This is a genomic window from Pseudomonas sp. USTB-Z (assembly GCF_019691255.1).
GTDB lineage: Bacteria > Pseudomonadota > Gammaproteobacteria > Pseudomonadales > Pseudomonadaceae > Aquipseudomonas > Aquipseudomonas alloputida.
The window spans coordinates 244,920-269,733 of record NZ_JAECZP010000006.1 but is presented as its reverse complement, the minus strand read 5'-3'; the positions used below and the strand labels follow the sequence as shown (position 1 = coordinate 269,733).

The window sequence follows — 24,814 nt, the reverse complement described above, 5'->3', positions numbered from 1 at the left end:
GGCAGAAGCCTGGCGCCACTATGCCCCCTGGCGAACCGGCGAGCCCGGTGAAATGCAGGGCAAAAAGAACTGGCAATTGCCGTTCTGGGCCGTGCTGTTTCCCTACAACCTGACCGTCGCCCTCTGTTGGTACTGTGTCTGCAAGCTTTTCAATGTCCGTGCAGCGCCACCACCGGCGGAGGCTTTCGAAGGGGGGCCTGCTAAGCCCGAATAGTCACCACCTGAAGTGGATAGGAAGAGAACGCTAAGCGCCTGGATGGCAACGCGGCAAGACAGAATGAGGATGGCGCCCAGATCAAAGGGCTGTAGGACGGCGCCTGACTTATCGCAGGCAAGCCAGCGTCCACAGGTTCGGCACAAATCTCAAGAGCGGTGCAATACCTGTGGCGCTGGCTTGCCGGCGTCCACAGGTTCGGCACAAATCTCAAGAGCGGTGCAATACCTGTGGCGCTGGCTTGCCGGCGATGATTGGGCGCAGCGCCTGTCAGGCGAACTTGGCCCGGGCCGCGTGCAGCTTCTTGTAGCTGTCGATCAGGCGCAGGTGGCGATCAAGGCCTTCGAGCTTCATGCTGGTCGGGGTCAGGCCATGGAAGCGCACACTGCCGTCCACCGAGCCCAATACCGCATCCATGCGCGCATTGCCGAACATACGGCGGAAGTTGGCTTCGTAGTCATCCATCTCCAGTTCGTCATCCAACTGCACTTCCAGCACCACGTTCAGCGCCTGGTAGAACAGGCCGCGGTCTACGGTGTTGTCGTTGAACTGCAAGAATGCCTCGACCAGTTCCTTGGCATCCTCGAAACGCTGCACCGCGAGGCAGATCAGCAGCTTCAGTTCGAGAATGGTCAGTTGGCCCCACACTGTGTTTTCGTCGAACTCCACACCGATCAGCGTGGTGATGGTGGTGTAGTCATCCACATCGCAGTTGTCCAGGCGCTTGAGCAGCAGCTTCAGCGAGCGGCTGTCGAGGCTGTGCAGGTTGAGGATGTCGGCACGGAACGACAAGGCGCGGTTGGTGTTGTCCCAGATCAGGTCCTCGACCGGGTAGATTTCCGAGTAGCCTGGCACCAGGATACGGCACGCGGTGGCACCAAGATTGTCGTACACCGCCATGTACACTTCCTTGCCCAGGTCCTCGAGGATGCCGAACAGCGTCGCGGCCTCCTGCTGGTTGGAGTCCTCGCCGTGCCCGGAGAAGTCCCACTCGACGAATTCGAAGTCGGCCTTGGCGCTGAAGAAGCGCCACGACACCACGCCGCTGGAGTCGATGAAATGCTCGACGAAGTTGTTCGGCTCGGTCAGTGCATGGCTTTCGAAGGTGGGTTGCGGCAGGTCGTTCAGGCCTTCGAAGCTGCGGCCCTGCAGCAGCTCGGTGAGGCTGCGCTCCAGCGCCACTTCCAGGCTCGGGTGGGCACCGAACGAGGCAAACACGCCACCCGTGCGCGGGTTCATCAAGGTCACGCACATGACCGGGAACTCGCCCCCCAGCGACGCATCCTTGACCAGCACCGGGAAGCCCTGCTCTTCCAGGCCCTGGATGCCGGCGACGATCGCCGGGTATTTGGCCAGCACCTCTTGCGGCACGTCCGGCAGGCACAACTCGCCCTCAAGGATTTCGCGCTTCACTGCCCGCTCGAAGATTTCCGACAGGCACTGCACCTGCGCCTCGGCCAAGGTGTTGCCCGCGCTCATGCCATTGCTGAGGAACAGGTTTTCGATCAGGTTGGACGGGAAGTACACCACCTGCTGGTCGGACTGGCGCACGAACGGCAGCGAACAGATGCCCCGCGCCGTGTTACCCGAGTTGGTGTCATACAGGTGCGAACCACGCAGCTCCCCGTCAGGGTTGTAGATCGCCAGGCAGTGCTCATCGAGGATCTCGGCCGGCAACGCGTCGCGCGGGCCCGGCTTGAACCACTGCTCGTTCGGGTAGTGCACGAACGGGGCGTTGGCCAGGTCTTCGCCCCAGAACTGGTCGTTGTAGAAGAAGTTGCAGTTGAGGCGCTCGATGAACTCGCCCAGCGCCGAGGCCAGCGCAGCCTCCTTGGTGGCGCCTTTACCGTTGGTAAAGCACATGGGTGACTGCGCATCGCGTACGTGCAGCGACCAGACGTTGGGCACAATGTTGCGCCACGAGGCGATCTCGATCTTCATCCCCAGCCCGGCGAGGATGCCCGACATGTTGGCAATGGTCTGCTCCAGCGGCAGGTCCTTGCCGGGGATATAGGTGCTGGTGTCCGACACCGGCATCAGCAGCCCCTGGGCATCGGCATCGAGGTTGTCGACCACCTCGATCACGAACTCAGGGCCGGTCTGCACCACCTTTTTTACCGTGCAGCGGTCGATGGAGCGCAGGATGCCTTGACGGTCCTTGTCGGAGATGTCCTCGGGCAGTTCGACCTGGATCTTGAAAATCTGGTTGTAGCGGTTTTCCGGGTCGACGATGTTGTTCTGCGACAGGCGGATATTTTCGGTGGGGATATCGCGGGTCTGGCAGTACAGCTTGACGAAGTAAGCCGCGCACAAGGCCGAAGACGCCAGGAAATAGTCGAACGGGCCGGGGGCCGAACCATCGCCTTTGTAGCGGATAGGTTGGTCGGCGATCACCGTGAAGTCATCGAATTTGGCTTCGAGACGGAGATTGTCGAGAAAATTGACCTTGATTTCCATGCGGGATTACCGTGATTTAAGCGTGCAAAACGAAATTGGCCGGCATTATCCGGGTTTTCGTTGCGCAAGTCCTGTTCAACGCCGACTGCAGGCTTGATTTTTCGAAGCTGGCTTGCGTATTCCGCCGGATTACTTGCCTGATCCTCTGAAGCCACCCCGCCACCAGACCAGCGGTCATCCTGCTGTGCTAGCGTTTCTGCACCGGGGGACAACGTATTCCCCATGCAGATAAAACATAGCGACAACAACCGTGACGGGCAGGTGAAACCATGGAACTACGCATCAACCAGAAGACCTATCAGGTCGAGGCGGACGCCGACACGCCCCTGCTGTGGGTAATCCGCGATGACCTGGGGCTGACCGGCACCAAGTATGGCTGCGGCTTGGCCCAGTGCGGCGCCTGTTCGGTGCTGGTGGACGGCAATGTGGTGCGCGCCTGCGTTACCCCGGTGGCCGGTGTGGTGGGGCGTGAGGTCACCACCATCGAGGCGATCGAAGCCGACCCCGTCGGCAAACGGGTGGTCGCCGCCTGGGTCGAGCACCAGGTGGCTCAATGCGGCTATTGCCAGTCTGGCCAGGTCATGGCAGCCACGGCGCTGCTCAAGCACACGCCCAAACCCAGCGATGCGCAGATCGATGCAGCCATGGTCAACCTGTGCCGCTGCGGCACCTACAACGCCATCCATGCCGCCGTGCATGACCTGGCCCAGGGGGAACAGGCCTGATGAACACGCCAGTCGATACACCCGCCGAACTGCTCAGGCTGCAGCGGGGCGAAACGGTCAACCTGTCACGTCGGCGCTTTCTTGCCGGCACCGCAGTCGGTGCCCTGGTGCTAGGTTTCGGCCTGCCCATGGGCTCGGCCCGCGTGCAGGCAGCAGCCGCCGCTGCGGCAACCGCGGAACGCGGCACCCAGGTGCCTGCATTTCTGGAGATTCGCCCGGACGGCACGGTGCGCCTGCTGAGCCCCTTCATGGAAGGCGGACAAGGCCCTTTCACCGCCATGGCGCAGATTGTGGGTGAAGAGCTGGATGTCGACCCGGCCCATTTCGTGGTCGATAGCGCACCACCGGGCGAAGCCTACGTGGTGATGGAGAACGGCATGCGCATCACCGGTGGCAGCATGTCGGTACGCATGAGCTACCCGACCATGCGCCGCCTGGGCGCGCTCGCCCGGGGCATGCTGCTGCAGGCGGGCGCCGAACACCTGGGTGTACCGGTCGATGAGCTTTCAACCACGCCGGGTAACGTAGTACATACCACGACCGGACGTTCCGTACCCTACGGTGAGCTGGCCAGTCGCGCCATGGACCTGCCGGTGCCCGACCCGGCCAGCGTCAAGCTGCGCGACCCCAGCCAGTTTCGCTGGATTGGAAAGCCCGTACGCCGCCTGGATGCCTACGACAAGTCCACCGGCAAGGCCCAGTACTGCATCGACATCAAAGTCGACGGCATGCTCCACGCGGCCGTGCAACATGCGCCGCGCCTGGGCATGACGGTTGGCAGCCTGCGCAACGAAGACCAGGTCAAGGCCATGAAAGGCGTACATTCTGTGCATCAGCTGCCAGGCGCCGTGGCCGTGGTCGCCGAGCGCTGGTGGCACGCCAAGCGTGCAGTGGAGGCGATGCAGGTGGACTGGAAAGAACCGGCCGCCGACAGCAAAGTGCGACCGATGCCGGCCGATTTTTCCAGCGACGCCTGGCGCGAACACCTCGCGACGGTGCAAGGGCCATCCCGTGATGAAGAGAACGAAGGGGATATTGCCGGCGCCTTGGCCAACGCCAAGACCCAGGTCGAGGCCAGCTACCACAACCAGTACCTGAACCATGCCCAGCTGGAGCCACCGTCCGCCCTCGCCCGCTTCAACCCGGACGGCAGCCTCGACGTCTGGCTGCCCAACCAGGCCCCGGACATGTTCCGTGACGACATTGCCAGACGCACCGGCCTGGAGCCTGCACAAATCAACCTGCACTCGCCGCTGCTGGGCGGCTTCTTTGGCCGCCACTTCCTGTACGACTCTGCCAACCCCTACCCGCAGGCCATTGCCCTGGCCAAAGCGGTTGGCCGGCCGGTGAAGCTTATCTGGAGCCGCGAGGAGGAGTTTTTGCGCGATGTCCTGCGCCCCGTCGCAGTGGTGAAGTTCCGCGCCGGGCTGGACGCAGACGGTATGCCAGTGGCGCTCGAAGCGGTAAGCGCCACCGAGGGCCCAACCGAGGCCCTTGCTGGAAAACAAGGGGAGAAGATCGACCCGACCGCGCTTGAGGGGCTGTCAGGCAAGTCCTACGCCATCGCCAACAAGCGCATCGCCCAGATCTATGTCAAAGGCCCGGCCATGCTCGGTTACTGGCGCTCGGTAGGTAACTCGCTGAACGACTTCTTCTACGAATCATTCCTGGACGAACTGGCCGACAAAGGTGGCAAGGACCCGTTTGAACTGCGCCTGCACCTGCTGCGCGACAACCCGAGACTGACCAACCTGCTGAACGCAGTGGCCGACTTGTCCGGCGGCTGGAAGCGCGGACCGTTCACCGCCGAGGACGGCAGCAAGCGCGCACGCGGCGTGGCCATGGCCTCACCGTTCGGCTCGGAGGCTGCGGTCATTGCCGAGGTTTCCATCGACAACGGCCAGGTCAGGGTGCACGACATCTGGCAAGCCATCGACCCAGGCAGCATCGTCAACCCGGCGATCATCGAGCATCAGGTCAACGGCGCCGTCGCCCTGGGCCTGTCGCAGACGCTGGTGGAAGAAGCGGTGTACGTGGATGGCAAGCCGCGCGCGCGCAATTATGACCTGTACCCGATCCTGCCGCCTTCGCGCATGGCCCGGGTGCATGTGCGCATCATCGAAAGCGGGGCGAAAATGGGCGGCATCGGCGAACCCCCGCTGCCCGCCGTGGCCCCCGCGGTGGCCAATGCGGTCGCGCAGCTTACTGGCCAGCGCGTGCGCAGTTTGCCATTGAGCCGCCACACCTTCAGCTGATCGCACAAGGGACGCCTCATGACCCATCGTTTCGCAAGAACCGCTGGCTGGCTGGCGCTGCCGTGCCTGGTCGCGGCGGGCCTGCTGGCCTGGTATGTCACCCGTGAACCCGCATCGCCGTTTGCCGACGCACAGGCCACTGCTGCCGACCCGGCGCTGGTCAGCCGCGGCGAATACGTAGCCCGGCTCAGTGATTGCGTGGCCTGCCATAGCCTGCCGGATGGCAAACCGTTCGCCGGCGGGCTGGAAATGGCCACCCCGCTGGGGGCAATCCACGCCACCAACATCACCCCCGACCGCGACAGCGGTATCGGGAACTATACCCTGGCTGACTTCGACCGCGCCGTGCGCCAGGGTGTCGCGCCGGGTGGCCGACGCCTGTACCCGGCTATGCCGTACCCGTCCTACGCCAAGCTCAGCGATGATGATGTCAAGGCGCTGTATGCATTCTTCATGCACGGCGTGCAACCGGCGCGGCAGGCCAACCTGGGCAGCGACATCCCCTGGCCGCTGAACCTGCGCTGGCCCATCGCCTTGTGGAACGGCCTGTTCGCCGCCACCACGCCTTACACCGCCCAGGCCGGGCAGGATGCACAGTGGAACCGTGGCGCCTATATCGTCCAGGGCCCCGGACACTGCGGCAGTTGCCATACGCCACGCGGCCTGGCCTTCAATGAAAAGGCGCTGGATGACAACGGCAAGCCGTTCCTGTCCGGCGCACTGCTCGACGGCTGGTATGCACCCAGCCTGCGTGCCGACCACAACACCGGGCTGGGGCGCTGGAGCGAGGCCGAGATCGCGCAGTTCCTGAAGACCGGTCGCAACCGGCATGCAGTGGTATATGGTTCGATGACCGAGGCGTTCAACAACTCCACGCAATTCATGCGTGACGACGACCTGGCCGCCATCGCCCACTACCTGAAGTCGCTGCCCGGCGACCCTCAACGTGACGGCGCGCCATGGCAATACCAGGCCGAATCGCTAGCCACACGGCTGGACAGCCCAGGAGCGCGCACCTACGTGACACGCTGTGCGTCATGCCACGGCCTGGACGGCAAGGGCCAGGCCGAATGGATGCCGCCCTTGGCCGGGGCAATCTCGGCACTGGCCAAGGAGAGCGCCTCGGCAATCAATATCACACTCAATGGTTCGCAGCGGGTGGTGGCTGCAGGGGTGCCGGACGCCTATCGCATGCCGGCTTTGCGCGAACAGCTGAGTGATCAGGAGATTGCCGACGTGCTCAGCTTTGTGCGTACGGCCTGGGGCAACCAGGGTGGTGCGGTGGATGCGCAGGCGGTAGGCAAGCTGCGTGGGCATACCGACCCGGCCAGCAGCAGCCCCATCATCTTGCATATGCGTTGAATTGGAGTGGCACATGTACCGACGCGAGGCTGCCCCCAACAAAGACCGCGCAGCACATGAGCCACTCTGTCACTGCCACCGCTCCAGATTCTGTTTCAACCACTGTTCGGGCAAGGCCCCGCCAACGATCTTCGCCATCTCCCGCGCCAGCGCCTCACGCAGCGGTGGCCGGTTGCAAGGCGACTCACGTGAGATTGCCAGGTACAACCCTTCGCTGGACACCGGTGGCTGCAACACCTGCACAGTGGCTGCGATGCCCAATGTGCGTGCCAGCGCCATGCCAGGATACTGCTCGTACACGACATAATCGCTGCGCTTGTGCATCAGCTTCTCGAACGCTTGCCTGGCACTGGGCACCGCTTCGAGGGTGAGATTGGCCTGGGCGTATTCATCGAACTGCTGGCCGTGGCTGTTGTTGACCAGAGTGCCACCCTTGCGGCCTTTGAGGTCGGCCCATTGCTGGTAGGCAAAAGCATTGTCCTGACGCACCCAGATGACGCTGGGGGTGCGCAAAAATGGCGGGGCGATGAAGTCCACATGCTGCCGGCGCGCCTCGGTCAGGAAATACCCGGCCATCAAGTCGATCCGCCCAGTGCGCACGGCTTCCTGGGCTCGCGACCACGGCCCGGCGTAAACCACCTCTATGTCCAGCCCCAACTGCTTGCCCACGTATTTGAGCAGGTCGGCATTGGCACCGATCAATCGTTGAGGGTCTAGCGGGTCGCGCCACAGGTAGGGGGGGTATTCCGGGTTACCTGTGGCGGTCAGCCGTAAGCATGCATCATCCGCCACCGCAGCCAGGGGCAGCAGTGACAGGCACACCAGGAGCAAGACGTGGCGAAAGCAACGCTCGATCATCTACGACCCTCGGCACATGAAACACCCGGCGACCCGGCGTGATAGCCAAAGGCTGCCACCCACTGTGGCCGCCTGCAGCTATCGTCTGCGCGCTGTGGACAGTCTGGACCATCAGCAACCCGCAGACGAGCCTTTCATCGTTCAGTTGAAAAATCTGCCGAAGGACAGACAGTAAGGGCCTGCACAGCAGGCGACAACGTGGGCTTTTCAGGCACCCTGCCGTCGCATCGCCAGGATCGCCGCGCCGAAACCGATAAAGGTGGTGCCCACCACCCGGTTCACCCAGCGCGACAGCGACGGCCGGGTCAGCACCCCTTTGGCCCGCGCAGCCAAGGCGGCATACGCGCTCAGCGAAGTGAGCGACAAGGCCACGAAAATCCCGGTCAAGGTCAGGAACTGCGGCAACAGCGCAGCGCCCTGGTCGATGAACTGCGGGAACAGCGCAGTAAAGAACATGGTCGCCTTGGGGTTGGTGACTGCAGTGAGGAAGGCCGATTTGAACAGTTTCAGCGGCGTGGGTCGCACCTTGGCCGCACGCTCTGCGGCCCCCTGCTCCAGCATCGGGCTCTTCTTCAGCAGTTGTCGCACGCCCAGGTAGAACAGGTAGCCCGCCCCCAGGATCTTCACGGCGTTGAACAGTACTTCAGAACTGGCCAGCAGTGCGCCTAGCCCCAACATGGCCGCAGCCGACAAACAGAACAGGCCTGTGCCATTGCCCAGCGACGACCAGATCGCGCTGCGCTGGCCATGGGCAAGGCTGTTGTTGATAGCCATCAAGGTGGCAGGGCCGGGGCTGGCGATCGCGATGGCGGCGACCAAGGTGAACGCGAACAGCGAGTGAGAATCCATTTCAGGCTCGGCAGACAATCAGGAAAGGCTGCGTGAATTGCATGCAGGTTCAGCTGGCATTCTGCCGCTTGGCCGCCTTCTTGGCGATAGCCTTCATTCGCGTCGCCGCCCGCTGCACAGTGGCCATTTTCTCGGGCCGCTTCATGCCCCGCCACTTGCGGATTTCGTCACGGGTACGGCCGCAGCTCACGCACAGTTCGCTGTTGAGCTGGCATAACGAGACGCAGGGGTTGTCGATGTCTTTGGCCATGCCACTGCTCAGCCAGGCAGCTCTGCTCGCGCACGTTCGCCTGCGCTGTGGAACACCTGGCGCACTTCCTCGGCCTTGACCTTGGTTACCGACCTGGCTGCCAGCAACTCTTCGACTACGCGCAAGCCCTGCTCGAGGGCTGTGGCCAGTTGCTCGGCGTCGGAGGCGTCAGCGATATCACCCAGATAGGGAGCAATGAGATACACGTAACGGTCCTGCAGCTTGAGCGCTTCCAGCGCGTCGAGGGCTTTCTGGAACCGATCGGCAGCGGCAGGGCTCATGCTCAATTTATCGAAATGAATCAGGCTCACACGGTCAGTGGCCATTATGACGAATCTCCGTTTCCTGGTGCGGCCAGGCCCACAAGCAGCAGCGCTTCTACGATGCTCGTATGTGCGGGCCCGGGTTATGCCCATCAGGGTACCAGAAGCCGAGGCAGAAAGGGCCACTGCTCCCAGAACTAAAAGTATTTGCCAAGTCGCGTAATGGACGCCCCAGGACGTTATGGGGACATGAGCCGCCATTTGCTGCGCAGGATAATCCCGCCAGCAATCCACCCCGCCGAGGCTGTCATCGCGCTCGGCAGCCCACACAACAACAAGCCTGCGCGCTCAGGCAGACACAATGGGGCCTCATCATACATGGCAAAGGAACACATCCCCGAAACACTCGATCTTGGCGTCACAGACCCCTCGAAAACCGCAGAAGCCCGCCAGGACCGGCATTTCGAGGGCAAGCTTGACTGGATTGTCTTTGGTTTCACCAGCCTTCTGGCCATCGCCTTCGTGCTCTGGGGCTTCCTCAACCAGGTCAGCCTGGCCAGCAGCGCCTCCAGCGCGCAATCCTGGGTCATTCTCAATTTCGGCTGGTTCTTCGTGCTCACCTCCTCCCTGTTCGTGGTGTTCGTGCTGTGGCTGGCCGCCAGCCGTTACGGGCGAGTGCCGCTGGGCCGTGATGGCGAACAGCCAGAATTTCGCACGGTGTCCTGGGTAGCAATGATGTTCAGCGCCGGTATGGGCATCGGCCTGATGTTCTTCGGCGTGGCCGAGCCGCTGTCGCACTACATTTCGCCGCCGCCCGGCTCGGCCAGCGGGCAGACCAGCGAAGCGATGCAGGTGGCAATGGCCACCACCTTGTTCCACTGGACCCTGCACCCTTGGGCCATGTACGCCATCGTCGGCCTGGTAATCGCCTACGGCACCTTCCGCCGTGGCCGCTCGCAGCTGATTTCCGCCGCCTTCCGGCCACTGATCGGCAAGCACGCAAACGGCCCTCTCGGCCGCCTGATCGACATGATGGCAATCTTCGCCACGCTGTTCGGCTCGGCCGCCTCGCTGGGCCTTGGGGCGCTGCAGATTGCCGGCGGCCTGGAGTACAACGGCTGGATCGAAAGCCCCGGTAAACTGTTCTACATCTCGATCATCACCCTGCTGACCATTGCCTTCGTAACCTCGGCGGTGTCGGGCATCGGCAAGGGTATCCAGTGGTTGTCCAACACCAACATGGTGCTGGCACTGGTGCTGGCGGTGTTCGTGTTCATGGTCGGGCCGACGCTGCTGATGCTCAACCTGCTGCCGACCTCGCTCGGCATCTACATCAAGATGCTGCCGGAAATGATGGCCCGCACCAACGCCAGCGGCGGCGAGCAGATGAACAGCTGGCTGGCCGGCTGGACCGTGTTTTACTGGGCCTGGTGGATCTCCTGGACGCCTTTCGTGGGCATGTTCATCGCCCGCATCAGCCGCGGGCGCACCATTCGCCAGTTCGTTACCGGGGTGCTGCTGGTGCCAAGCCTGGTCAGCCTGGTGTGGTTCACCATCTTCGGTGGCGCCGCCATCGAGGCCGTGCGCGAGGGCGCCTTCCAGCTGGCCAACGGGGCGGTCAACAGTAACCACGCGCTGTACCAGTTGCTGGACAGCTACCCGCTGGCCTCGGCAACCTCGGTGCTGGTGATGATCCTGGTGGGCATCTTTTTTGTTTCGGGCGCCGACGCCGCTTCGCTGGTGATGGGCACGCTGTCGGAACACGGCACCACCGCGCCATCGCGACGCACAGTGATTTTCTGGGGGACGCTGACCGGTACGGTGGCGGCGATCATGCTGGCGATCGGCGACCCAGGTAACCCTGGCGAGGCGCTGACCGGGTTGCAGAACCTGACCATCGTCGTGGCCTTGCCATTCGTGGTGGTGATGGTGCTGCTATGCTTGGCGTTGTACCGCGACCTGCGCAAGGACCCGATGATGCTGCGCCACCTGCGCGGCAACGAGCTGATCGAGAAAGCCGTACTGTATGGGGCTGTGAAGCATGGGGAGGAGTTCTACATTGTGGTGCAGGAGAAGAAGGCATCGGCCAAGACAGCGGCAGAGGCCGAAGTAACCAGCAACTGACGGCGTCACCCCGAAAACCACGGGCTGCCACGCAGCCCGTTCGCGATTCGAGGCCGCGCCTGCTGAAACACAGACCCGCTTCAACCTTTCAACGCCGCCGCTATCTTCGCCACATCGATCTTGCCCATCTGCATCATGGCCTCGAACGCACGCTTGGCCGCCGCACGGTCGGGGTGGCCGATGGCTTCGATGAGGATGCGTGGAGTGATCTGCCACGAAATCCCCCATTTGTCCTTGCACCAGCCGCAAACGCTGGCCTCGCCGTCGTTGCCGACAATGGCCTCCCACAAGCGGTCGGTCTCTGCCTGGTCCACGGTACTGACCTGGAACGAAAATGCCTCACAGTGCTTGAAGGCCGATCCACCATTGAGCCCCACGCACGGGATACCCATTACCGTGAATTCCACGGTGATCACATCGCCCTGCTTGCCTGAAGGGTAATCGGCGGGTGCCTGGTGCACAGCGACCACCCGGCTATCGGGGAAAGTTCGGGCATAGAAGTTCGCCGCCTCTTCGGCAGCGTGGTCATACCACAGGCAGACGGTGTTCTTGGCAGTCATGGTCTTGCTCCAAGATCGAAGGTGAGCCTTGAGTCTAGCCCCATAGCCCCGGCGTACCGGTAGCACCTGACCACCTGATGCAAATGCAGGTTTGATAGGCGATCAAGCCGATAAAAAAAGCGCCCCAAGCGGAGCGCCAGAAAATCCACCCAAACCAAAGGAGCAACAAGGTTGCCAAGGTGGAATCACAGAATCGACAACGGGTACTCCACGATCAGCCGCACTTCGTCCAGGTCCGACTCGAACGCCGTGGCCCGGGTAGTGGCCTGGCGAACCCGCAACGACAGGTCCTTGGCCGCGCCCGTCTGCACCACATACTTCACCTCGATGTCACGCTCCCAGCGTTTCTGGTCGGTCAGCGGGTTGCCCGCAACGTCACGGCGCATGTAGGTGGCGTTGGCATTGGAGTAGTCAGCATCGGTACCCTTGCCGTAGCGTGTCATGAACGACAACCCGGGTACGCCGTAGGCAGCCATGTTCAGGTCATAACGCAGCATCCACGAACGCTCCTTGGGCGCGTTGAAGTCGCTGTACTGGATGGAGTTGTCGAGGAAGATCGAGTCGGACTGACGCAGGTAGTCGAAGTCGTCGTCGCCGTTGTTGCGCTGGTGGGTCAGGGCCAGGGTGTGAGCACCAAAGCGCACACCCAGCTTGGCGCTCCAGATGTCGTTGTCAAAGGCGCCCAGGCGCTGCTGCCCTTCATCCACAGCCTTGTAATAGTTGAAACCGCCAATCAGCGCCAGCGCCTCGCTCAGTGGCCAGCTCAGGCTGGTGCCGGCGTAGTACTGGTTCCACGCGTCCTTGAGCCGGCTACTGAACAGGCTGACGCTGACATGCTCATTGAGCCTGTAATCCCCCCCACCATAGGCGATCCAGGGCGAATCGACCGGGCCGCCATAGAAGGTCACGAAGTTCTCCCGCAGGTCGCTGGACATCGGCTGGCTCATGGCATGCAGACGCCCGGCTTGCAGGGTAAGGTCCTTGATGCTGGTGTTCTCCAGGGTCACCCCACGGAAGCTTTCCGGCAGCAGCCGCGAGTCGCCAGCCGCCACCACCGGGTTGGCCGGGAACACATCACCCACCTTCAGTACCGTGTCGAACAGTCGTAGCTTGGCCGCGCCCCCCACCTTGGTGTATTCGTCACGCGCCTGGCCGTCGCGGTCAACCGGCAATACGTCGAAAGAACTGCGCCCGCCGTTGCGGCCGCCGCCCGTGTCGAGCTTGAGGCCAAGCATGGCAAACGCATCCAGGCCAACACCTACGGTGCCCTGGGTGAAGCCCGACTCGAATCGGGTAATCACGGCATGCCCCCAGGCCTCGGAGTAGCCGTTGTCAGGTTGTTTGCTCGGGTTGTGTGTGGGGGCCACAGAATCGCGATTATCGCGGTTGAAGTAGAAATTGCGGTTAAGCACGCTGAGGGTGCTGCCCTCCATGAAGCCATCCGCACTTTTTTCTGCAGCAACAACCTGGCTGCCAACGCCGGCCAGCGCCAGGCAAGCAGCCAATGTCAGGGGTGATCTGCACGTCATCCGATGCTCCTTGAACGTCGCATTTGTTGTTATGTCGGCGGGCCAAGATTGACGGCCGGCAGATAACGCCAAGGTGATCGGCGCATTACAATTGCGTCATCGGCAACGCAGCGCTCTGGGGCGGGCACTGCAACATTCTGCAGACATTTCCGACACCAGGCAGTGAACCTGCTGACAAAAAAACGGTCTTTCGCTGACGGTCAACTCACCGACCGGTTCATCGGCCCAGTCACCGGGCCTACTTTTTGTCCTGTTTCAGCGAAGACCCAACATGCCCGATTCCCGCCCAAATGCTTCCGCCCTCCCTGCCCTGCGCATCGGCCTGATTGCCGCCCTGGTGGGCCTTGCCGCCCCCGTGCACGCCGAAGAGCCTGCCAGCGACGCACGCTGGGTCAGTGACAGCCTGAGCACCTACGTGCGCAGCGGCCCGACCGACGGGCACCGCATTGTCGGCACGCTCAAGTCCGGGCAGAAGCTGACCCTGCTCGGCAGCCAGGGCAATTACAGCCAGGTGCGCGGGCAGAACGGCGATGTGGTGTGGATCCTCAGCAACGACCTGCAGGCAGTGCCCGGGCAGAACGAGCGCCTGCCGTTGCTCGATGCCCAGGTCACCGAACTGACCGGGCAGTTGAAGACCATCGACGACAGCTGGAAGAACCGCGTACAGGGCATGCAGGAAACGCTTGATTCGCGCAAGCAACTGATTGACGAGTTGGAGGCACGCAACAAGGCACTGAACGAGCAGCTCGATCAGAGCCAGTCGGACCTGCGCGATACCCAGGCCCGCCTGGGGGATGAGAACAAGCAGGTGATGATGCGCTACATGGTGTATGGCGGCAGCATTGCCGGTGCAGGCTTGCTGGCGGGGCTGATCCTGCCGGCACTGACCCGTGGGCGCAAAAAGAACGATCGCTGGTTCTGAGTTTGGCAAGGCGTCGGGGCTGGAACGTGCGTACCTGCTACAGGTCTTGCCGCAGCGCAATCTCCCCTACAGCAACCGTTCCAGCGCCTCCAGCACATACCCCGTAGCTCGCTCCACCTGCCCTTCCCGACAAGCAATACCCAACTGCCGCCACAACCCCGGCCGCAGCGGTCGGCGGGCAATGCGCCGGTCCAGTTCGGTCGCCTCCCCCTCCTGCGGCAACAAGGTCGCTCCATACCCGGCGCCGACCAGGCTTTTGATCGCATCGTTGTAGTTCAGCTCGATCCGCGGTTCGGGGTACAACCCCGCCGCTGCAAACCACTCGCCGGTAACCCGCGACAGCTGGGTGGTGCTGTCGTTGAGAATCAACGCCCGTTGCGCCAGCCAGGCCGGGGTGATCCTGGCCGGTGGCTGCCAGTCGGCCGGCACATACGCCAGGATCGGGTCGCGCCGCCAGGGGGTAACCGTCAGCCCTTTGCCGGCCACCTGCGGCAAGGCCACAAGGCCGATATCCAGTGTGCCCTCACGCAAGCGCGCGAGCGACGCCTGGGAGGTCAGCACCTGGACCTGCACATCGATCCCCGGGTGCTCCACACGCAGGCGCGCCAGCGCCTGCGGCAGCAAATGGGCGATGGCACCGGTGGAGGCGCCCAGCCGCACACGCCCGGTCAACCCTTCGACCTGCCGGCGCACTTCGTCCAGCGCCAAGTCAGCGTCCGCCAGCAGGCGTCGGGCACGCCCCAGCAGTGTTTCACCGATGACGGTAGGCCGCACCTGGCCGCGAGTGCGGGTGAGCAACGGGGCGCCGATACGCGCCTCCAGCTCGGCCACGTGCAAGCTGATGGTGGGCGGCGCCAGGTTAAGCTGGCGGGCGGCCTCGGCAAAGGAGCCCAGGTCGGTGATGACCACCAATGTGCGGAGGCGGTCGAGGCTGATTTCGCGCATTGTTCAGAGCCGGCCCTTTTGCGGGTAAACCCACAGGTTCACCACGCGTTTCAAAACTCATTCAGAAAAGCTGAATGTATCGATCATCATATTCAAATTTTCATTACCAACGCTACGGGCGAGCATAGGCTATCTTTCCCCAACCGGACACCGAGCATGCACACCCCTGTTGTTTTCATCGACGGCGACCAAGGCACCACAGGCCTGCAGATCCATGCCCGCCTGCAGGGCCGTAGCGATCTTCGCCTGTTGACCCTCCCCGAGGCCGAGCGCAAGGACCCGCAACGCCGCCGCGAAGCGATCAACAGCGCCGACATCGCCCTGCTGTGCCTGCCCGACGACGCCGCCCGCGAGGCCGTGACCGCAATCCACAACCCCCAGGTGCGGGTGATCGACGCCAGCTCGGCGCACCGCACCACACCAGGCTGGGTGTATGGCCTGCCGGAGCTTGACGAACAGCAAGCCGAGCGCATCGCGCAAAGCACGCGTGTCAGCAATCCCGGCTGCTATCCCACCGGTGCCATCGCGCTGCTGCACCCACTGGTCAAGGCTGGCTTGCTGCCTGCGGACTACCCCCTGAACATTCACGCCGTGTCTGGCTACTCCGGCGGTGGTCGCGCGGCGGTCGAGCGCCACGAACAGCCCGGCGCCACCAAAGCGCCGGCGCTACAGCTGTATGGCCTGGAGCTGGCGCACAAGCACGTACCGGAGATCCAGCAGCACGCGGGGTTGTCGGCGCGGCCGATGTTCATGCCCGGCTATGGCGCCTACCGCCAAGGCATCGTGCTGAGCATTCCGCTGCAGCTTCGCCTGCTGCCTGGACAGGTCAGCGCCGCGCAGCTGCAAGGCTGCCTGGAACAGCATTACCAGGGTGCCCGCCATGTTCAGGTGATGCCTCTGCATCAGGGCGGCGCTGCGGCAAACCTCGACCCCGAGGCATTGAACGGCAGCAATGACCTGCGCCTGGCGCTGTACGCCAACCCCGAGCATGGCCAGGTACTGCTCACCGCAGTGTTCGACAACCTGGGCAAAGGTGCCTCTGGTGCTGCCGTGCAAAACCTCGACCTGATGCTCGGTGCCTTACAGGCACACGGCTGATGCGGCAAAACCGGTTAGACTGTACACCCGCGCCAACACAGCGCGGGTCGTATTCTCATCCGCCGGAGCCCCCAGATGTTCATCCTGAGCCGCCTCGACAGCGTGCCACCCGAATCTTTCCAGAACCAGATCCGCGAGCTGGTCATTCACAATGTCGGCGAATTGAGCAGTGTTGCCATCGCTGTCGACAACCCGCTGTACCCGCTGTACCAGTACGGCGTCGGCATGGAAGTCCACCAGTATCTGCAAGCGCTGGACGGTGCCCGAGGTCTGGCCGTGGCACTTACCTTGGCGCTGGATGCCGAAGCACCGGACCAGTTGCTGGGCTTTGCGCTGTCGCTGCCAGCCCAGGACGATGGGCGGGCCTGTGCATTGGCCTTTCTGGCCGTGTGCGCCAGCCATCGCCGCCAGGGCATCGCCCGTGCTCTGCTGGGCGACCTGCGGTCGCGCCATGCCTGCGTGGAGCTGAACGCCTTTGCCAACCAGGTGCCGTGGTTCGAGGCGATGGGCATGCAAGTGGTGGCCGCCAATGGACCGCAGGTGCTGATGAGCAGTACCGGCCAGCCCAGTGGTGCGCTGATCGGGCGCCTGGACATTGCGCCGATTTATCAGACCGCTGAAGTGCTGCAGATTCACACCTATCTGCTTAACCAGCAGGGTGAGGATGCAATGATCGAAGCGGAGCAGATGCGCGATGAGCGGCTGGATGAGCTGACCGCTCAGGCCCAGGAATGTGTGCGCCAGCGCAAGACCGTGCATTGATCCAATGGCCTGTTCGCGGGCTTGCCCGCGCCCACAGGAATACCGTAAGGCCCAAGGCCGGTGATGTACCTGTGGGAGCGGGCGAGCCCGCGAAGAAGCCCCATTGGCCTTTCAGCCATGCACCCAGCGCCGATGCAGCCCACGCGCCAGGGCATCCAGCACAAACCCCAGCACGCCAATCAGCAGCACCATCGCCATCAGTTCGGAATACGCCAGCCGGTCGCGGGTATCAAGAATGAAATACCCAAGCCCCGCACTCACCCCAAGCATTTCGCACGGCACCAGCACAATCCACAGGATACCGATGGCCAGGCGCACGCCCGTCAGCACGTGACCGATTACCCCCGGCACGATCACCTTGCACAAGGTTTCCCAGCGCGTTGCACTCAAGCTGCGGCTAAGTTGCAGCCAGCGCGGGTCCAGTTGACGCACCCCTGCCGCCGTATTCAGCAAGATCGGCCACAACGCGGCAAACGCCAGCAGGAAGTAGATCGGCTGGTCACCCACGCCCATCAGCATCACCACCACAGGCATCCACGACAATGGCGATATCATGCGCAGAAACTGGAATGCTGGCGTGGTCGCCGCCTCCAGGTGCCGGTAGCTGCCTACCAGCAAGCCCAGCGGCACACCCATCAGCAGCGCCAGCAGCAGCCCAATCAGGATGCGCTTGAGGCTGACCCAGATATGCCCATAGACCTCGCCCTGCCCCAGCAGCTCGACCAGGCTGGCCAGGGTTGCCGCCGGCGAAAAGCGCGCCGACAGGCCGTCGGCCTGGCCGAACAGTGCTACACCGGCCCACCATAACAGCAACAAGGCCAGCAACCCGACCAGCCCAAGGCCGGCATGTACGACATGGGTGCGCATCAGACCGCAAACTCCTCGCTACGCTCGAAGTTGTCGGCAATGCCGAACACCGACGGGCCACCCACTGTCGCGATGGCATTACGCACGAAGCGATCGTCGACCAGGTCGCGGGCGGCATACGCCGGATCCAGCCCGGCAAGGAAGGCATTGTCGCCTTCGATCAGGGTGGTTTTCAGGCGCTTGACCAGCTCTTCGGTGTAACTCGGGAACGGGTATGGCTGGAAGTCGATGCGCTTTTCGTCCCACTGCTGATGGCGAATGGCACCACTGGCAATGTAGCCAGCACGGTCTTCGGCGGCGGGCGCCAGGACCTTGGTCAGCACCGCAGGCTCGTGCGGGGTGTACTTGTTGGGGCCCGCCCGGGACAGCAGTGCGGCGGCTTCGGTGCGATGGTCACGGGTCCATTGCTGGGCCTTGACGATGGCGTTGACCACTTTCTGCGACCATTCCGGGCGGTTATTCAGGTCATGCTCGTGCATGAACACCACGCAGCACGCATGGTTGCGCCATACATCGCCGGTAAAGCGCTGCACGCGGCCCACCTTGAGGTTCTCGGCCAGTGCGTTGAACGGCTCGGCAACGATGTAGCCGGCAATGCGCTTGCTGGCCAGAGCGGGTGGCATGTCGGACGGTGGCAGCACCAGCAGGTTGACCTCGTTGGCGGCCAGTTGCGCATTGGCCGGCTTCGACACTGGCGTCAGGCCATTGTCGTTGAGCAACTGTTGCAGTACCACATTGTGGATCGAGTACCAGAACGGAATGGCCACTGTCTTGCCACCGAGCTGTTTCACGTCGGATATATCCGGCGCTACAGTCAGGCCCGAACCGCCCACGTGGTTCCAGGCCACCACCTTGGCTGGCACCTTGCTGCCATAGCGCGCCCATACTGTCATCGGCGAAAGCAGGTGGATGACATTGACCTGGCCGGAAATGAAGGCCTCGATCACCTGCGCCCAGCTGCGCAGCAGCACCGGGCGCTCGGCCTTGATGCCTTCGGCCTCGAACAAGCCGTTGTTATGTGCCACCAGCAGCGGCGTGGCATCGGTGATCGGCAGGTAGCCGATGCGCACCGGCGCGTCCGGCTCGGCAGCGGCACGCGCCTGCAAGCTCGACAGCAACGGCAATGCACCGGCAGCAGTGAGCATGGCGCCGAGCTTGAGGAAGTCACGACGCGAAGAAGAAGAACAGCAGTCATCCATGCACATGGACAGCCTCCGAGGGCAAAGGGGTTGGGGTAGGTTCGACTGTGCGGCTTGCCCGCCGAAGGGTTTTGAGGATGTCTATGCGCAAGGCCCCCAGCTCTTCGACCCTCTGCGTGCGCGGTTGCGGCAGGTCGATGTGCCACTGGCCAAGGATGTGCGCTGGGTGGTTGCCCAGTAGCAGAACCCGGTCTGACAGCAGCAGGGCTTCGTCGATATCGTGAGTGATCAGCACGGCCGCGGTCTTGTGCGTGGCGATCAGTTGCAGCAGCAGCTGCTGCATGTCGGCGCGGGTCACCTCATCCAACGCACCGAAGGGTTCATCCAGCAGCAAGACTTCGGGCTGGCGTGCCAGGCAGCGGGCCAGCGCGGTGCGCTGGGCCATGCCGCCAGACAACTGCGCCGGGTACTGGCCACGCGCGTGGGCCAGGCCCACAGCCACAATCGCATGGTCGATGCGTGCACGGCGTTCGGCATCCGCCAGCTTGGGCTGACGGGCGAAGTCCAGGCCGAAGGCGACGTTTTTCTCCAGGCTCAGCCATGGCAGCAGGCTTGGGTCCTGAAAGGCCACCGCCAGACGCGGGTGCGGCCCCTGCAGCGGCTGGCCGTGCAAGCTCACGCTACCGCCGCCAGGCTGCTGCAGGCCTGCCAGCACCCGCAGCAAGCTTGACTTGCCCACACCACTGGGGCCAAGGATGCTCACGACTTCACCTGGCGCCAACTGCAGGTCGAACTGCGCCAGCACTTGTTGCCAACCCCCCTCACGCGGGTAGCCCAGGCGGATGTCACGGGCCTCCAGCAACACTGCGCTCATGCAACGCCCGCCTGGCGTTGCAGCTCGGCGCGCAATTGCACCAGGCTGGGCGTGACGATCGGCACGAAGGCCGACTCCCGCCAGCGGCGGGCAAACCCTTCGCCGTATTCGCTGAGGTATGCCTTGCCGCCACTGGCCTGCAATTCCAGTTGTACCGCGTCGGCAGCACTTTCAGCCAGGATGATGCGCAGCTTGAACAAGGCCGCCGGCTGCTGCTGGAAGCGACCTTCGAGCAAGCCCTGCTTGAGTTCGCTGACGGTGTTTTCCAGGCGTTCGTCAAGCACCTGACGGGCTTCGTCGAGGAACGAGGCTCGGCCATGCAGGTGCGCCTGAACCTCTTCCAGCGCCCGTCGCGCCAGGCCAATGGCCATGCCACATTGCAGCGCCAGGAAGGCCGGGCGTACCCGTGGCAGGAATTCGCGTGCATTTTCATGCAGCAGCCAGTCGCGTGCCAGCGATACCTGGTGAAAAGCCAGTGCTGCCGTGTTGCTCGACTGCAGGCCCATCAGTTGTAGATCATCAGAACGCTCCAGGCCTTGAGCGTCGGAAGGAATGGCCAGCACAAACGGCGCGCCGCCGGCTTCATCCTCGATGGCCGCCGCCACCACGAAGCCGCTTTTACGCAAGTTGGTCACCCAATGCAGTCGCCCTTCCAGGTGCCAGCCATCGGCTGCCGGGCGGCCACGCACCTGCAGCGCTTCGATACCGGACAGGAACTTCATGGCGTTGGACAGCCCGGTGGCACCGGCCAATTCACCGGTCAACAGGCGCGGCAGCAGGCGCTCACGCAGGGGCTGGTTGGGGCTGTGCAGCAGGTATTCGATGAAGGCACGCTGGCCCCAGCAGACGAAAGCCGCAGCCAATGAGCGGCTGGCAATGGCGGCGATGGCCTCGACCGCATCGGTCACCTGCCCGCCCGTACCGCCCAGCGCTGGGTCGACCCCCGTGCGCAACAGCTGCGATTCTGCGATCTGCGCCAGCACCTGCTGCGGTTCGCACAGGCCCCGGTCGATGGCCTCGGCATTGGCATCCAGCCAGTGTCGAAATGCACAATCTTGCATGGTCTTGCTCCTTTGATAACGCCGGGGCCGCTCTGCGGCCCGTTCGCGGCACAAGGCCGCTCCTACAACGGCCTGGTAAGGGCCATTATCACAGGTGGGCTACGCAGAAGGCTGCCAGCGGTATTTGCCAAGCTCTTCGTTGAGTGGCGTCTGGGCGAAAACATTAGCAAAGTTGCACAGGGTTGCGAGACTTACGCCCAGAATCACCTCCAAGGCGTTGCCTTCACTGAAGCCGGCCTCACAAAAGGCCTGGTAGGTGGCTTCGCTGACATTGCCACGGGTGGCGATCACTTCGCGGGCAAAGGCGGCCAGGGTTTCGTAGCGGGCGTTGGGGAGTTCGCCACGGGCACGCAGAGCATCGACCACCTCCTGCGGCAGCTTGGCCTTGTTCAGCGCGACGGCCGTATGGCCGGCCACGCAAAAGTCGCAGCCATGCTGGGTGGCCGCGATCAGTTGCACCACTTCACGCTCGGCCAGGCCAAGCTCAGACTTGCCATTGAGTGCCGATACGGTCACGTAGGTTTCAAGCGCCGCCGGGGCGTTGGCCAGCACGCCGAGCAGGTTGGGGATGAAGCCGGAATTCTTCTGCGCGTTCTCAAGGAACGGCCGTGCCGCTTCCGGGGCGCTCTGCAGCGTGTGTAAAGTGATGCGCGAGGACATGCAGTGATCTCCTTTGATGAGTGTCACTACAGTCTGTTGGTTATAAGAACTACCCTCCATATTCATCAGTCGCCTTTCCTTGTTCCTGAGTCTTTGTATTAGATGATTTCGTCCAGCCACCTTGTCGATTGGTTATTAGAGGGCCTGGAGCTCGATGCCAGCCTGTTTCATGTCGGGCGCTATTGCGGTGGCTGGCATGCCAGCACCCAGGGCATGGGCCGCGCCAGCTTTCACCTGGTGGTGCAAGGGCATTGCTGGCTGCACATTGACGGCCAGCCGCAACCGGTGCGCCTGGAGAAGGGAGATGCCGTATTCCTGTTGCGCGACCTTGCCTATCGCTTGTCCAGCGATCAGGACCCGGTCGACGCCTGTGCCCAACCGCGCCAGGCCATGCAGGCGCTGGATAGCGAAGCCAGCGACGGCGTCGGGCTGGTTTGCGGCTTCTTCCATTTCCAGTCCGGCCTGTCTTCACTGATTGTCGAAGGCCTGGCCGACTGGATCCTGCTGCGCGCCGAAGACCCCGCCGGCAGTGCGGCGCGGGCGCTGTTCGAGCTCATTCTGGAAGAATGCCGGCGGGCCGCCGGCCCGTCGCAGGCGTTGCTGGAGCGCCTGACGCACCTGTTGTTCCTGTACGTGCTGCGCCAGCAGGTCATTGCCGGGCAGTCACTGGGCGGGCTTGTCGCCCTCGCTCGCCAGCCAGCGTTTACCGGGCTGCTGGAGCAGTTGATCGAACAACCGGGGCAAGCCTGGACGCTGGAGAGCATGGCCGCCTGCACCGGCTTATCGCGGTCTGCGTTTTTCAAGCGCTTCAACGAACTGGCGGGGCAATCGCCAGGGCAGGTGCTGCTGGCACTGCGCATGCGCCATGCCAGCCAGTTGCTGCGGGCGGGTAATACCGTGGAGCAAGTGGGTGCGCAGGTGGGGTATCAGTCGGTGGCGGCGTTTACCCGGGCGTTTGCCAAGGCCATGGGGGTGCAGCCTGGGGCCTATCGGCGCCAACACGAAGGGCGCTGATCGGCGTACTTCCCTACTCGCGCAAAGGCCGGTTCGGGCAAGCCCTTCACACCTGGTCTACCGGAATATCCCCAGCCCCCTTGGCCTCCCGCCGCTCACCCATCCAGGCATCGACCTGCTGGCCAAATTCAGCCGGGGCCTTGCGCCCGAAGCGCATGGCCAGGTCCAGCACAGTCTGCTGTGCCAATGATTCTTCCATGCGCTTCTGCGCCCCCAGCATCACTGCGTGGATCGCACAGGTACCCTCGGTCGCCCAACGCGGCGGCGAGCCGTCGAACAAGGTGCAACGCTCGCGCACCTCGCGGCAATCGAAGATCTTCTTTGGTCCATCAATGGCATGGACGATATCCAGCACGCTGATCTGCGCCGCCGGCCGCGCCAGGCGGAAGCCGCCGCGCACGCCTTCGGTGGCCGCCACCAGCCCGGCACGGGCCAGCTTGGTGAAGACCTTGGCCAGGTATTCCTGCGGCACGCCTTGCAACTCGGCCAGGTCGCGCACGCTGGAATCACGAGTTTCACCGCGCTCGTCGACTAAAAACAACAGGCAATGGATACCGTATTCCACGCCAGCACTGTAAAGCGACATTCAAATCTCCGACCGATTTTGTCGTACATGTTACGCCGATGCCCCGGCACTGACAAAACAAGGTGTCAAAAGGTAGCTCCACCGCAAAGGGAAAAGCCCTTGCCGAAAAAAACTACGACCGATATAGTCGTAGTTACTCGAAGGCCATACAGCTGGCCCCCGATGCCCTCTTCGAACCTTGCGGAGCACCTTCATGAAATCCAACATCCTGATCATCGGTGCCGGCTTTGCCGGTGTCTGGAGCGCCCTGAGCGCTGCCCGCCTACTCGACCAGGCGCAACGTGCCGACCTCAGCATCAGCGTGCTGGCGCCACAGCCGGAACTGCGCATTCGTCCGCGCTTTTACGAGGCCGACGTGCATGGCATGAAGGCGCCTCTGGGTGAACTGTTCGAGGCCGTGGGCATTCACTTCTTCCCGGGCAACGCCGACAGCATCGACACCGAAGGTCGCAGCGTCAGCTATACCGACACCCACGGCCAGCCGCAGCGCATCGCCTACGACCGCCTGATCCTGGCCGCAGGCAGCCAAGTCGCCCGCCCGGCAGTACCAGGCCTGGCGGAGCATGCGTTCGATGTCGACCAGATGGAATCGGCCATGCGCCTGGAGCAGCATCTGGTCGATCTGGCCGCCCTGCCCGCTTCGCCAACTCGCAATACCGTGGTGGTGTGCGGCGGCGGCTTCACCGGCATCGAGACCGCAACCGAAATGCCTACTCGCCTGCGCTCGATCCTCGGGGCCGACGCGGCATTGCGGGTAGTGGTGGTCGACCGTGGTGCGCAAGTGGGGGCGGCATTGGGTGAAGGGATCACACCGTCGATTGTTGCCGCGTGTGAACAGGCCGGGGTCGAATGGCTGGCCGGCGCTTCGGTGGTGGCTGTCGATGCTGCGGGAGTCACCCTGGACAACGGCGAGCACATCGCCAGCAACACGGTAATCTGGACCGTTGGCGTCAAGGCCAGCCCGTTGACGGCGCACGTTGCCGGCGAGCGCGATACCTTCGGCCGGCTGAAAGTGGATGGCCATTTGAAAGTGCTGGGCCAGGAGCACGTTTATGCCACCGGCGACACCGCCTGGGCTGCGGTGGATGACCTGGGCAACCATGCCCTGATGACGTGCCAGCACGCCATCCCCATGGGCCGCCACGCCGGCAACAACGCCGCCGCCGACCTGCTCGGCCTGCAGCCGGTGCTGTATCGCCAGCCCAAATACGTCACCTGCCTGGACCTGGGCGACTGGGGCGCCGCCTTCAGCGAAGGCTGGGAGCGCGAACTGAAGCTGCACGGCCAGGAAGGCAAGGCCCTCAAGCGCCAGATCAACTCGGTATGGATTCATCCGCCAGCGGCTGACCGCGCCTTGGCGCTGGCTGCGGCGGACCCAATGATCGCCATCGTTTAACGGCATTTTTCTGACAAAACCGTCAACAATTGGCGGTTTTGTCA

Annotated in this window: 24 protein-coding genes; 10 read left to right on the top strand and 14 right to left on the bottom strand. The window is 63.3% G+C overall.

The features are described 5' to 3' along the window. On the top strand, positions 1-214 hold a 214-nt coding region (locus I8746_RS10055), incomplete at its 5' end, for a hypothetical protein (protein WP_221100579.1). A gap of 270 nt (positions 215-484) precedes the next feature. Here I8746_RS10055 and I8746_RS10050 read toward each other — a convergent pair. Next, on the bottom strand, positions 485-2,671 hold the full coding sequence (locus tag I8746_RS10050) for an OsmC domain/YcaO domain-containing protein (RefSeq protein ID WP_012052024.1): 2,187 nt from the start codon (positions 2,669-2,671) through the stop codon (positions 485-487). 269 nt (positions 2,672-2,940) lie between these two features. Here I8746_RS10050 and I8746_RS10045 point away from each other — a divergent pair, with 269 nt between their 5' ends. From I8746_RS10045 to I8746_RS10035, 3 genes are read left to right on the top strand one after another with little or no spacing between them, the layout of a single operon-like run. Further along, positions 2,941-3,396: a (2Fe-2S)-binding protein gene (locus I8746_RS10045; RefSeq protein WP_003256023.1), complete on the top strand. Its 456-nt coding sequence runs from the start codon at positions 2,941-2,943 to the stop codon at positions 3,394-3,396. Further along, entirely contained in the window at positions 3,396-5,651 is a 2,256-nt protein-coding gene (locus I8746_RS10040; RefSeq protein WP_221100578.1) for a molybdopterin cofactor-binding domain-containing protein, read from the top strand. The genes I8746_RS10045 and I8746_RS10040 overlap by 1 nt, the downstream gene beginning before the upstream one ends. An 18-nt stretch (positions 5,652-5,669) precedes the next feature. Continuing rightward, positions 5,670-7,013: a cytochrome c gene (locus I8746_RS10035; protein WP_221100577.1), complete on the top strand. Its 1,344-nt coding sequence runs from the start codon at positions 5,670-5,672 to the stop codon at positions 7,011-7,013. A gap of 69 nt (positions 7,014-7,082) precedes the next feature. Here the strand turns inward: I8746_RS10035 and I8746_RS10030 are convergent, their stop codons facing one another. The 4 genes from I8746_RS10030 to I8746_RS10015 all read right to left on the bottom strand — a co-directional run bounded on the left by I8746_RS10030 (position 7,083) and on the right by I8746_RS10015 (position 9,296). Then, positions 7,083-7,871 carry an ABC transporter substrate-binding protein gene (locus I8746_RS10030; protein WP_221100576.1) on the bottom strand — a complete coding sequence of 263 codons (789 nt, stop codon included), beginning with the start codon at positions 7,869-7,871 and terminating at the stop codon, positions 7,083-7,085. A gap of 207 nt (positions 7,872-8,078) precedes the next feature. Then, positions 8,079-8,720 (bottom strand): LysE family translocator, encoded by a 642-nt coding sequence (locus I8746_RS10025; protein WP_221100575.1) that lies wholly within the window; start codon positions 8,718-8,720, stop codon positions 8,079-8,081. A 49-nt stretch (positions 8,721-8,769) separates the two neighbouring features. Continuing rightward, positions 8,770-8,970 carry a DUF1289 domain-containing protein gene (locus tag I8746_RS10020; protein WP_003256032.1) on the bottom strand — a complete coding sequence of 67 codons (201 nt, stop codon included), beginning with the start codon at positions 8,968-8,970 and terminating at the stop codon, positions 8,770-8,772. Between the two features lie 8 nt (positions 8,971-8,978). After that, positions 8,979-9,296, bottom strand: a complete 318-nt coding sequence (locus tag I8746_RS10015; RefSeq protein ID WP_003256033.1) for a hypothetical protein — start codon at positions 9,294-9,296, stop codon at positions 8,979-8,981. Positions 9,297-9,611: 315 nt separating this feature from the next. Here I8746_RS10015 and I8746_RS10010 point away from each other — a divergent pair, with 315 nt between their 5' ends. Further along, the gene (locus I8746_RS10010; RefSeq protein WP_003256034.1) at positions 9,612-11,357 is read left to right on the top strand and encodes a BCCT family transporter; all 1,746 of its coding nucleotides are present in this window, start codon (positions 9,612-9,614) and stop codon (positions 11,355-11,357) included. A gap of 80 nt (positions 11,358-11,437) precedes the next feature. Here the strand turns inward: I8746_RS10010 and I8746_RS10005 are convergent, their stop codons facing one another. Together I8746_RS10005 and I8746_RS10000 are read right to left on the bottom strand one after the other, a co-directional pair. Next, entirely contained in the window at positions 11,438-11,917 is a 480-nt protein-coding gene (locus I8746_RS10005; protein ID WP_003256035.1) for a VOC family protein, read from the bottom strand. Positions 11,918-12,102: 185 nt separating this feature from the next. After that, positions 12,103-13,446, bottom strand: a complete 1,344-nt coding sequence (locus I8746_RS10000; protein WP_004577481.1) for an OprD family porin — start codon at positions 13,444-13,446, stop codon at positions 12,103-12,105. 271 nt (positions 13,447-13,717) lie between these two features. Here I8746_RS10000 and I8746_RS09995 point away from each other — a divergent pair, with 271 nt between their 5' ends. Next, positions 13,718-14,368, top strand: coding sequence for a TIGR04211 family SH3 domain-containing protein (locus I8746_RS09995; protein WP_010954473.1), 651 nt, complete (start codon positions 13,718-13,720; stop codon positions 14,366-14,368). Positions 14,369-14,434: 66 nt separating this feature from the next. On the opposite strand, the gene I8746_RS09990 is transcribed toward I8746_RS09995, so the two are convergent. Further along, positions 14,435-15,313, bottom strand: a complete 879-nt coding sequence (locus I8746_RS09990; protein WP_003256039.1) for a LysR family transcriptional regulator — start codon at positions 15,311-15,313, stop codon at positions 14,435-14,437. Between the two features lie 156 nt (positions 15,314-15,469). Here I8746_RS09990 and argC point away from each other — a divergent pair, with 156 nt between their 5' ends. After that, positions 15,470-16,411: an N-acetyl-gamma-glutamyl-phosphate reductase gene (argC, locus tag I8746_RS09985; protein ID WP_221100574.1), complete on the top strand. Its 942-nt coding sequence runs from the start codon at positions 15,470-15,472 to the stop codon at positions 16,409-16,411. A 75-nt stretch (positions 16,412-16,486) separates the two neighbouring features. Next, a complete protein-coding gene (locus I8746_RS09980) occupies positions 16,487-17,173 on the top strand; it encodes a GNAT family N-acetyltransferase (RefSeq protein WP_003256043.1) in 687 nt (228 codons plus the stop codon). Between the two features lie 111 nt (positions 17,174-17,284). Here I8746_RS09980 and I8746_RS09975 read toward each other — a convergent pair whose 3' ends face one another. From I8746_RS09975 to I8746_RS09955, 5 genes are all read right to left on the bottom strand, one after another. Next, a complete protein-coding gene (locus I8746_RS09975) occupies positions 17,285-18,040 on the bottom strand; it encodes an ABC transporter permease (RefSeq protein ID WP_003256045.1) in 756 nt (251 codons plus the stop codon). Further along, a complete protein-coding gene (locus I8746_RS09970) occupies positions 18,040-19,245 on the bottom strand; it encodes an ABC transporter substrate-binding protein (RefSeq protein WP_129932039.1) in 1,206 nt (401 codons plus the stop codon). Before I8746_RS09970 ends, I8746_RS09975 begins: the two co-directional genes overlap by 1 nt. Further along, the gene (locus tag I8746_RS09965) at positions 19,232-20,053 is read right to left on the bottom strand and encodes an ABC transporter ATP-binding protein (protein ID WP_221100573.1); all 822 of its coding nucleotides are present in this window, start codon (positions 20,051-20,053) and stop codon (positions 19,232-19,234) included. The genes I8746_RS09970 and I8746_RS09965 overlap by 14 nt, the downstream gene beginning before the upstream one ends. Beyond that, entirely contained in the window at positions 20,050-21,114 is a 1,065-nt protein-coding gene (locus tag I8746_RS09960; RefSeq protein ID WP_014756282.1) for an acyl-CoA dehydrogenase family protein, read from the bottom strand. The genes I8746_RS09965 and I8746_RS09960 overlap by 4 nt, the downstream gene beginning before the upstream one ends. 99 nt (positions 21,115-21,213) lie before the next feature. Next, complete coding sequence (locus I8746_RS09955; protein ID WP_221100572.1) at positions 21,214-21,774, bottom strand: carboxymuconolactone decarboxylase family protein; 561 nt, start codon at positions 21,772-21,774, stop codon at positions 21,214-21,216. Between the two features lie 102 nt (positions 21,775-21,876). Between I8746_RS09955 and I8746_RS09950 the strand changes: the two genes are divergently transcribed. Then, complete coding sequence (locus tag I8746_RS09950) at positions 21,877-22,788, top strand: AraC family transcriptional regulator (RefSeq protein ID WP_047603034.1); 912 nt, start codon at positions 21,877-21,879, stop codon at positions 22,786-22,788. A 46-nt stretch (positions 22,789-22,834) separates the two neighbouring features. Here I8746_RS09950 and I8746_RS09945 read toward each other — a convergent pair whose 3' ends face one another. Continuing rightward, the gene (locus I8746_RS09945) at positions 22,835-23,374 is read right to left on the bottom strand and encodes an Rrf2 family transcriptional regulator (protein WP_011805352.1); all 540 of its coding nucleotides are present in this window, start codon (positions 23,372-23,374) and stop codon (positions 22,835-22,837) included. Between the two features lie 193 nt (positions 23,375-23,567). Between I8746_RS09945 and I8746_RS09940 the strand changes: the two genes are divergently transcribed. After that, positions 23,568-24,770, top strand: coding sequence for an NAD(P)/FAD-dependent oxidoreductase (locus I8746_RS09940; protein WP_221100571.1), 1,203 nt, complete (start codon positions 23,568-23,570; stop codon positions 24,768-24,770). The last annotated feature ends 44 nt before the right edge of the window (positions 24,771-24,814 follow it).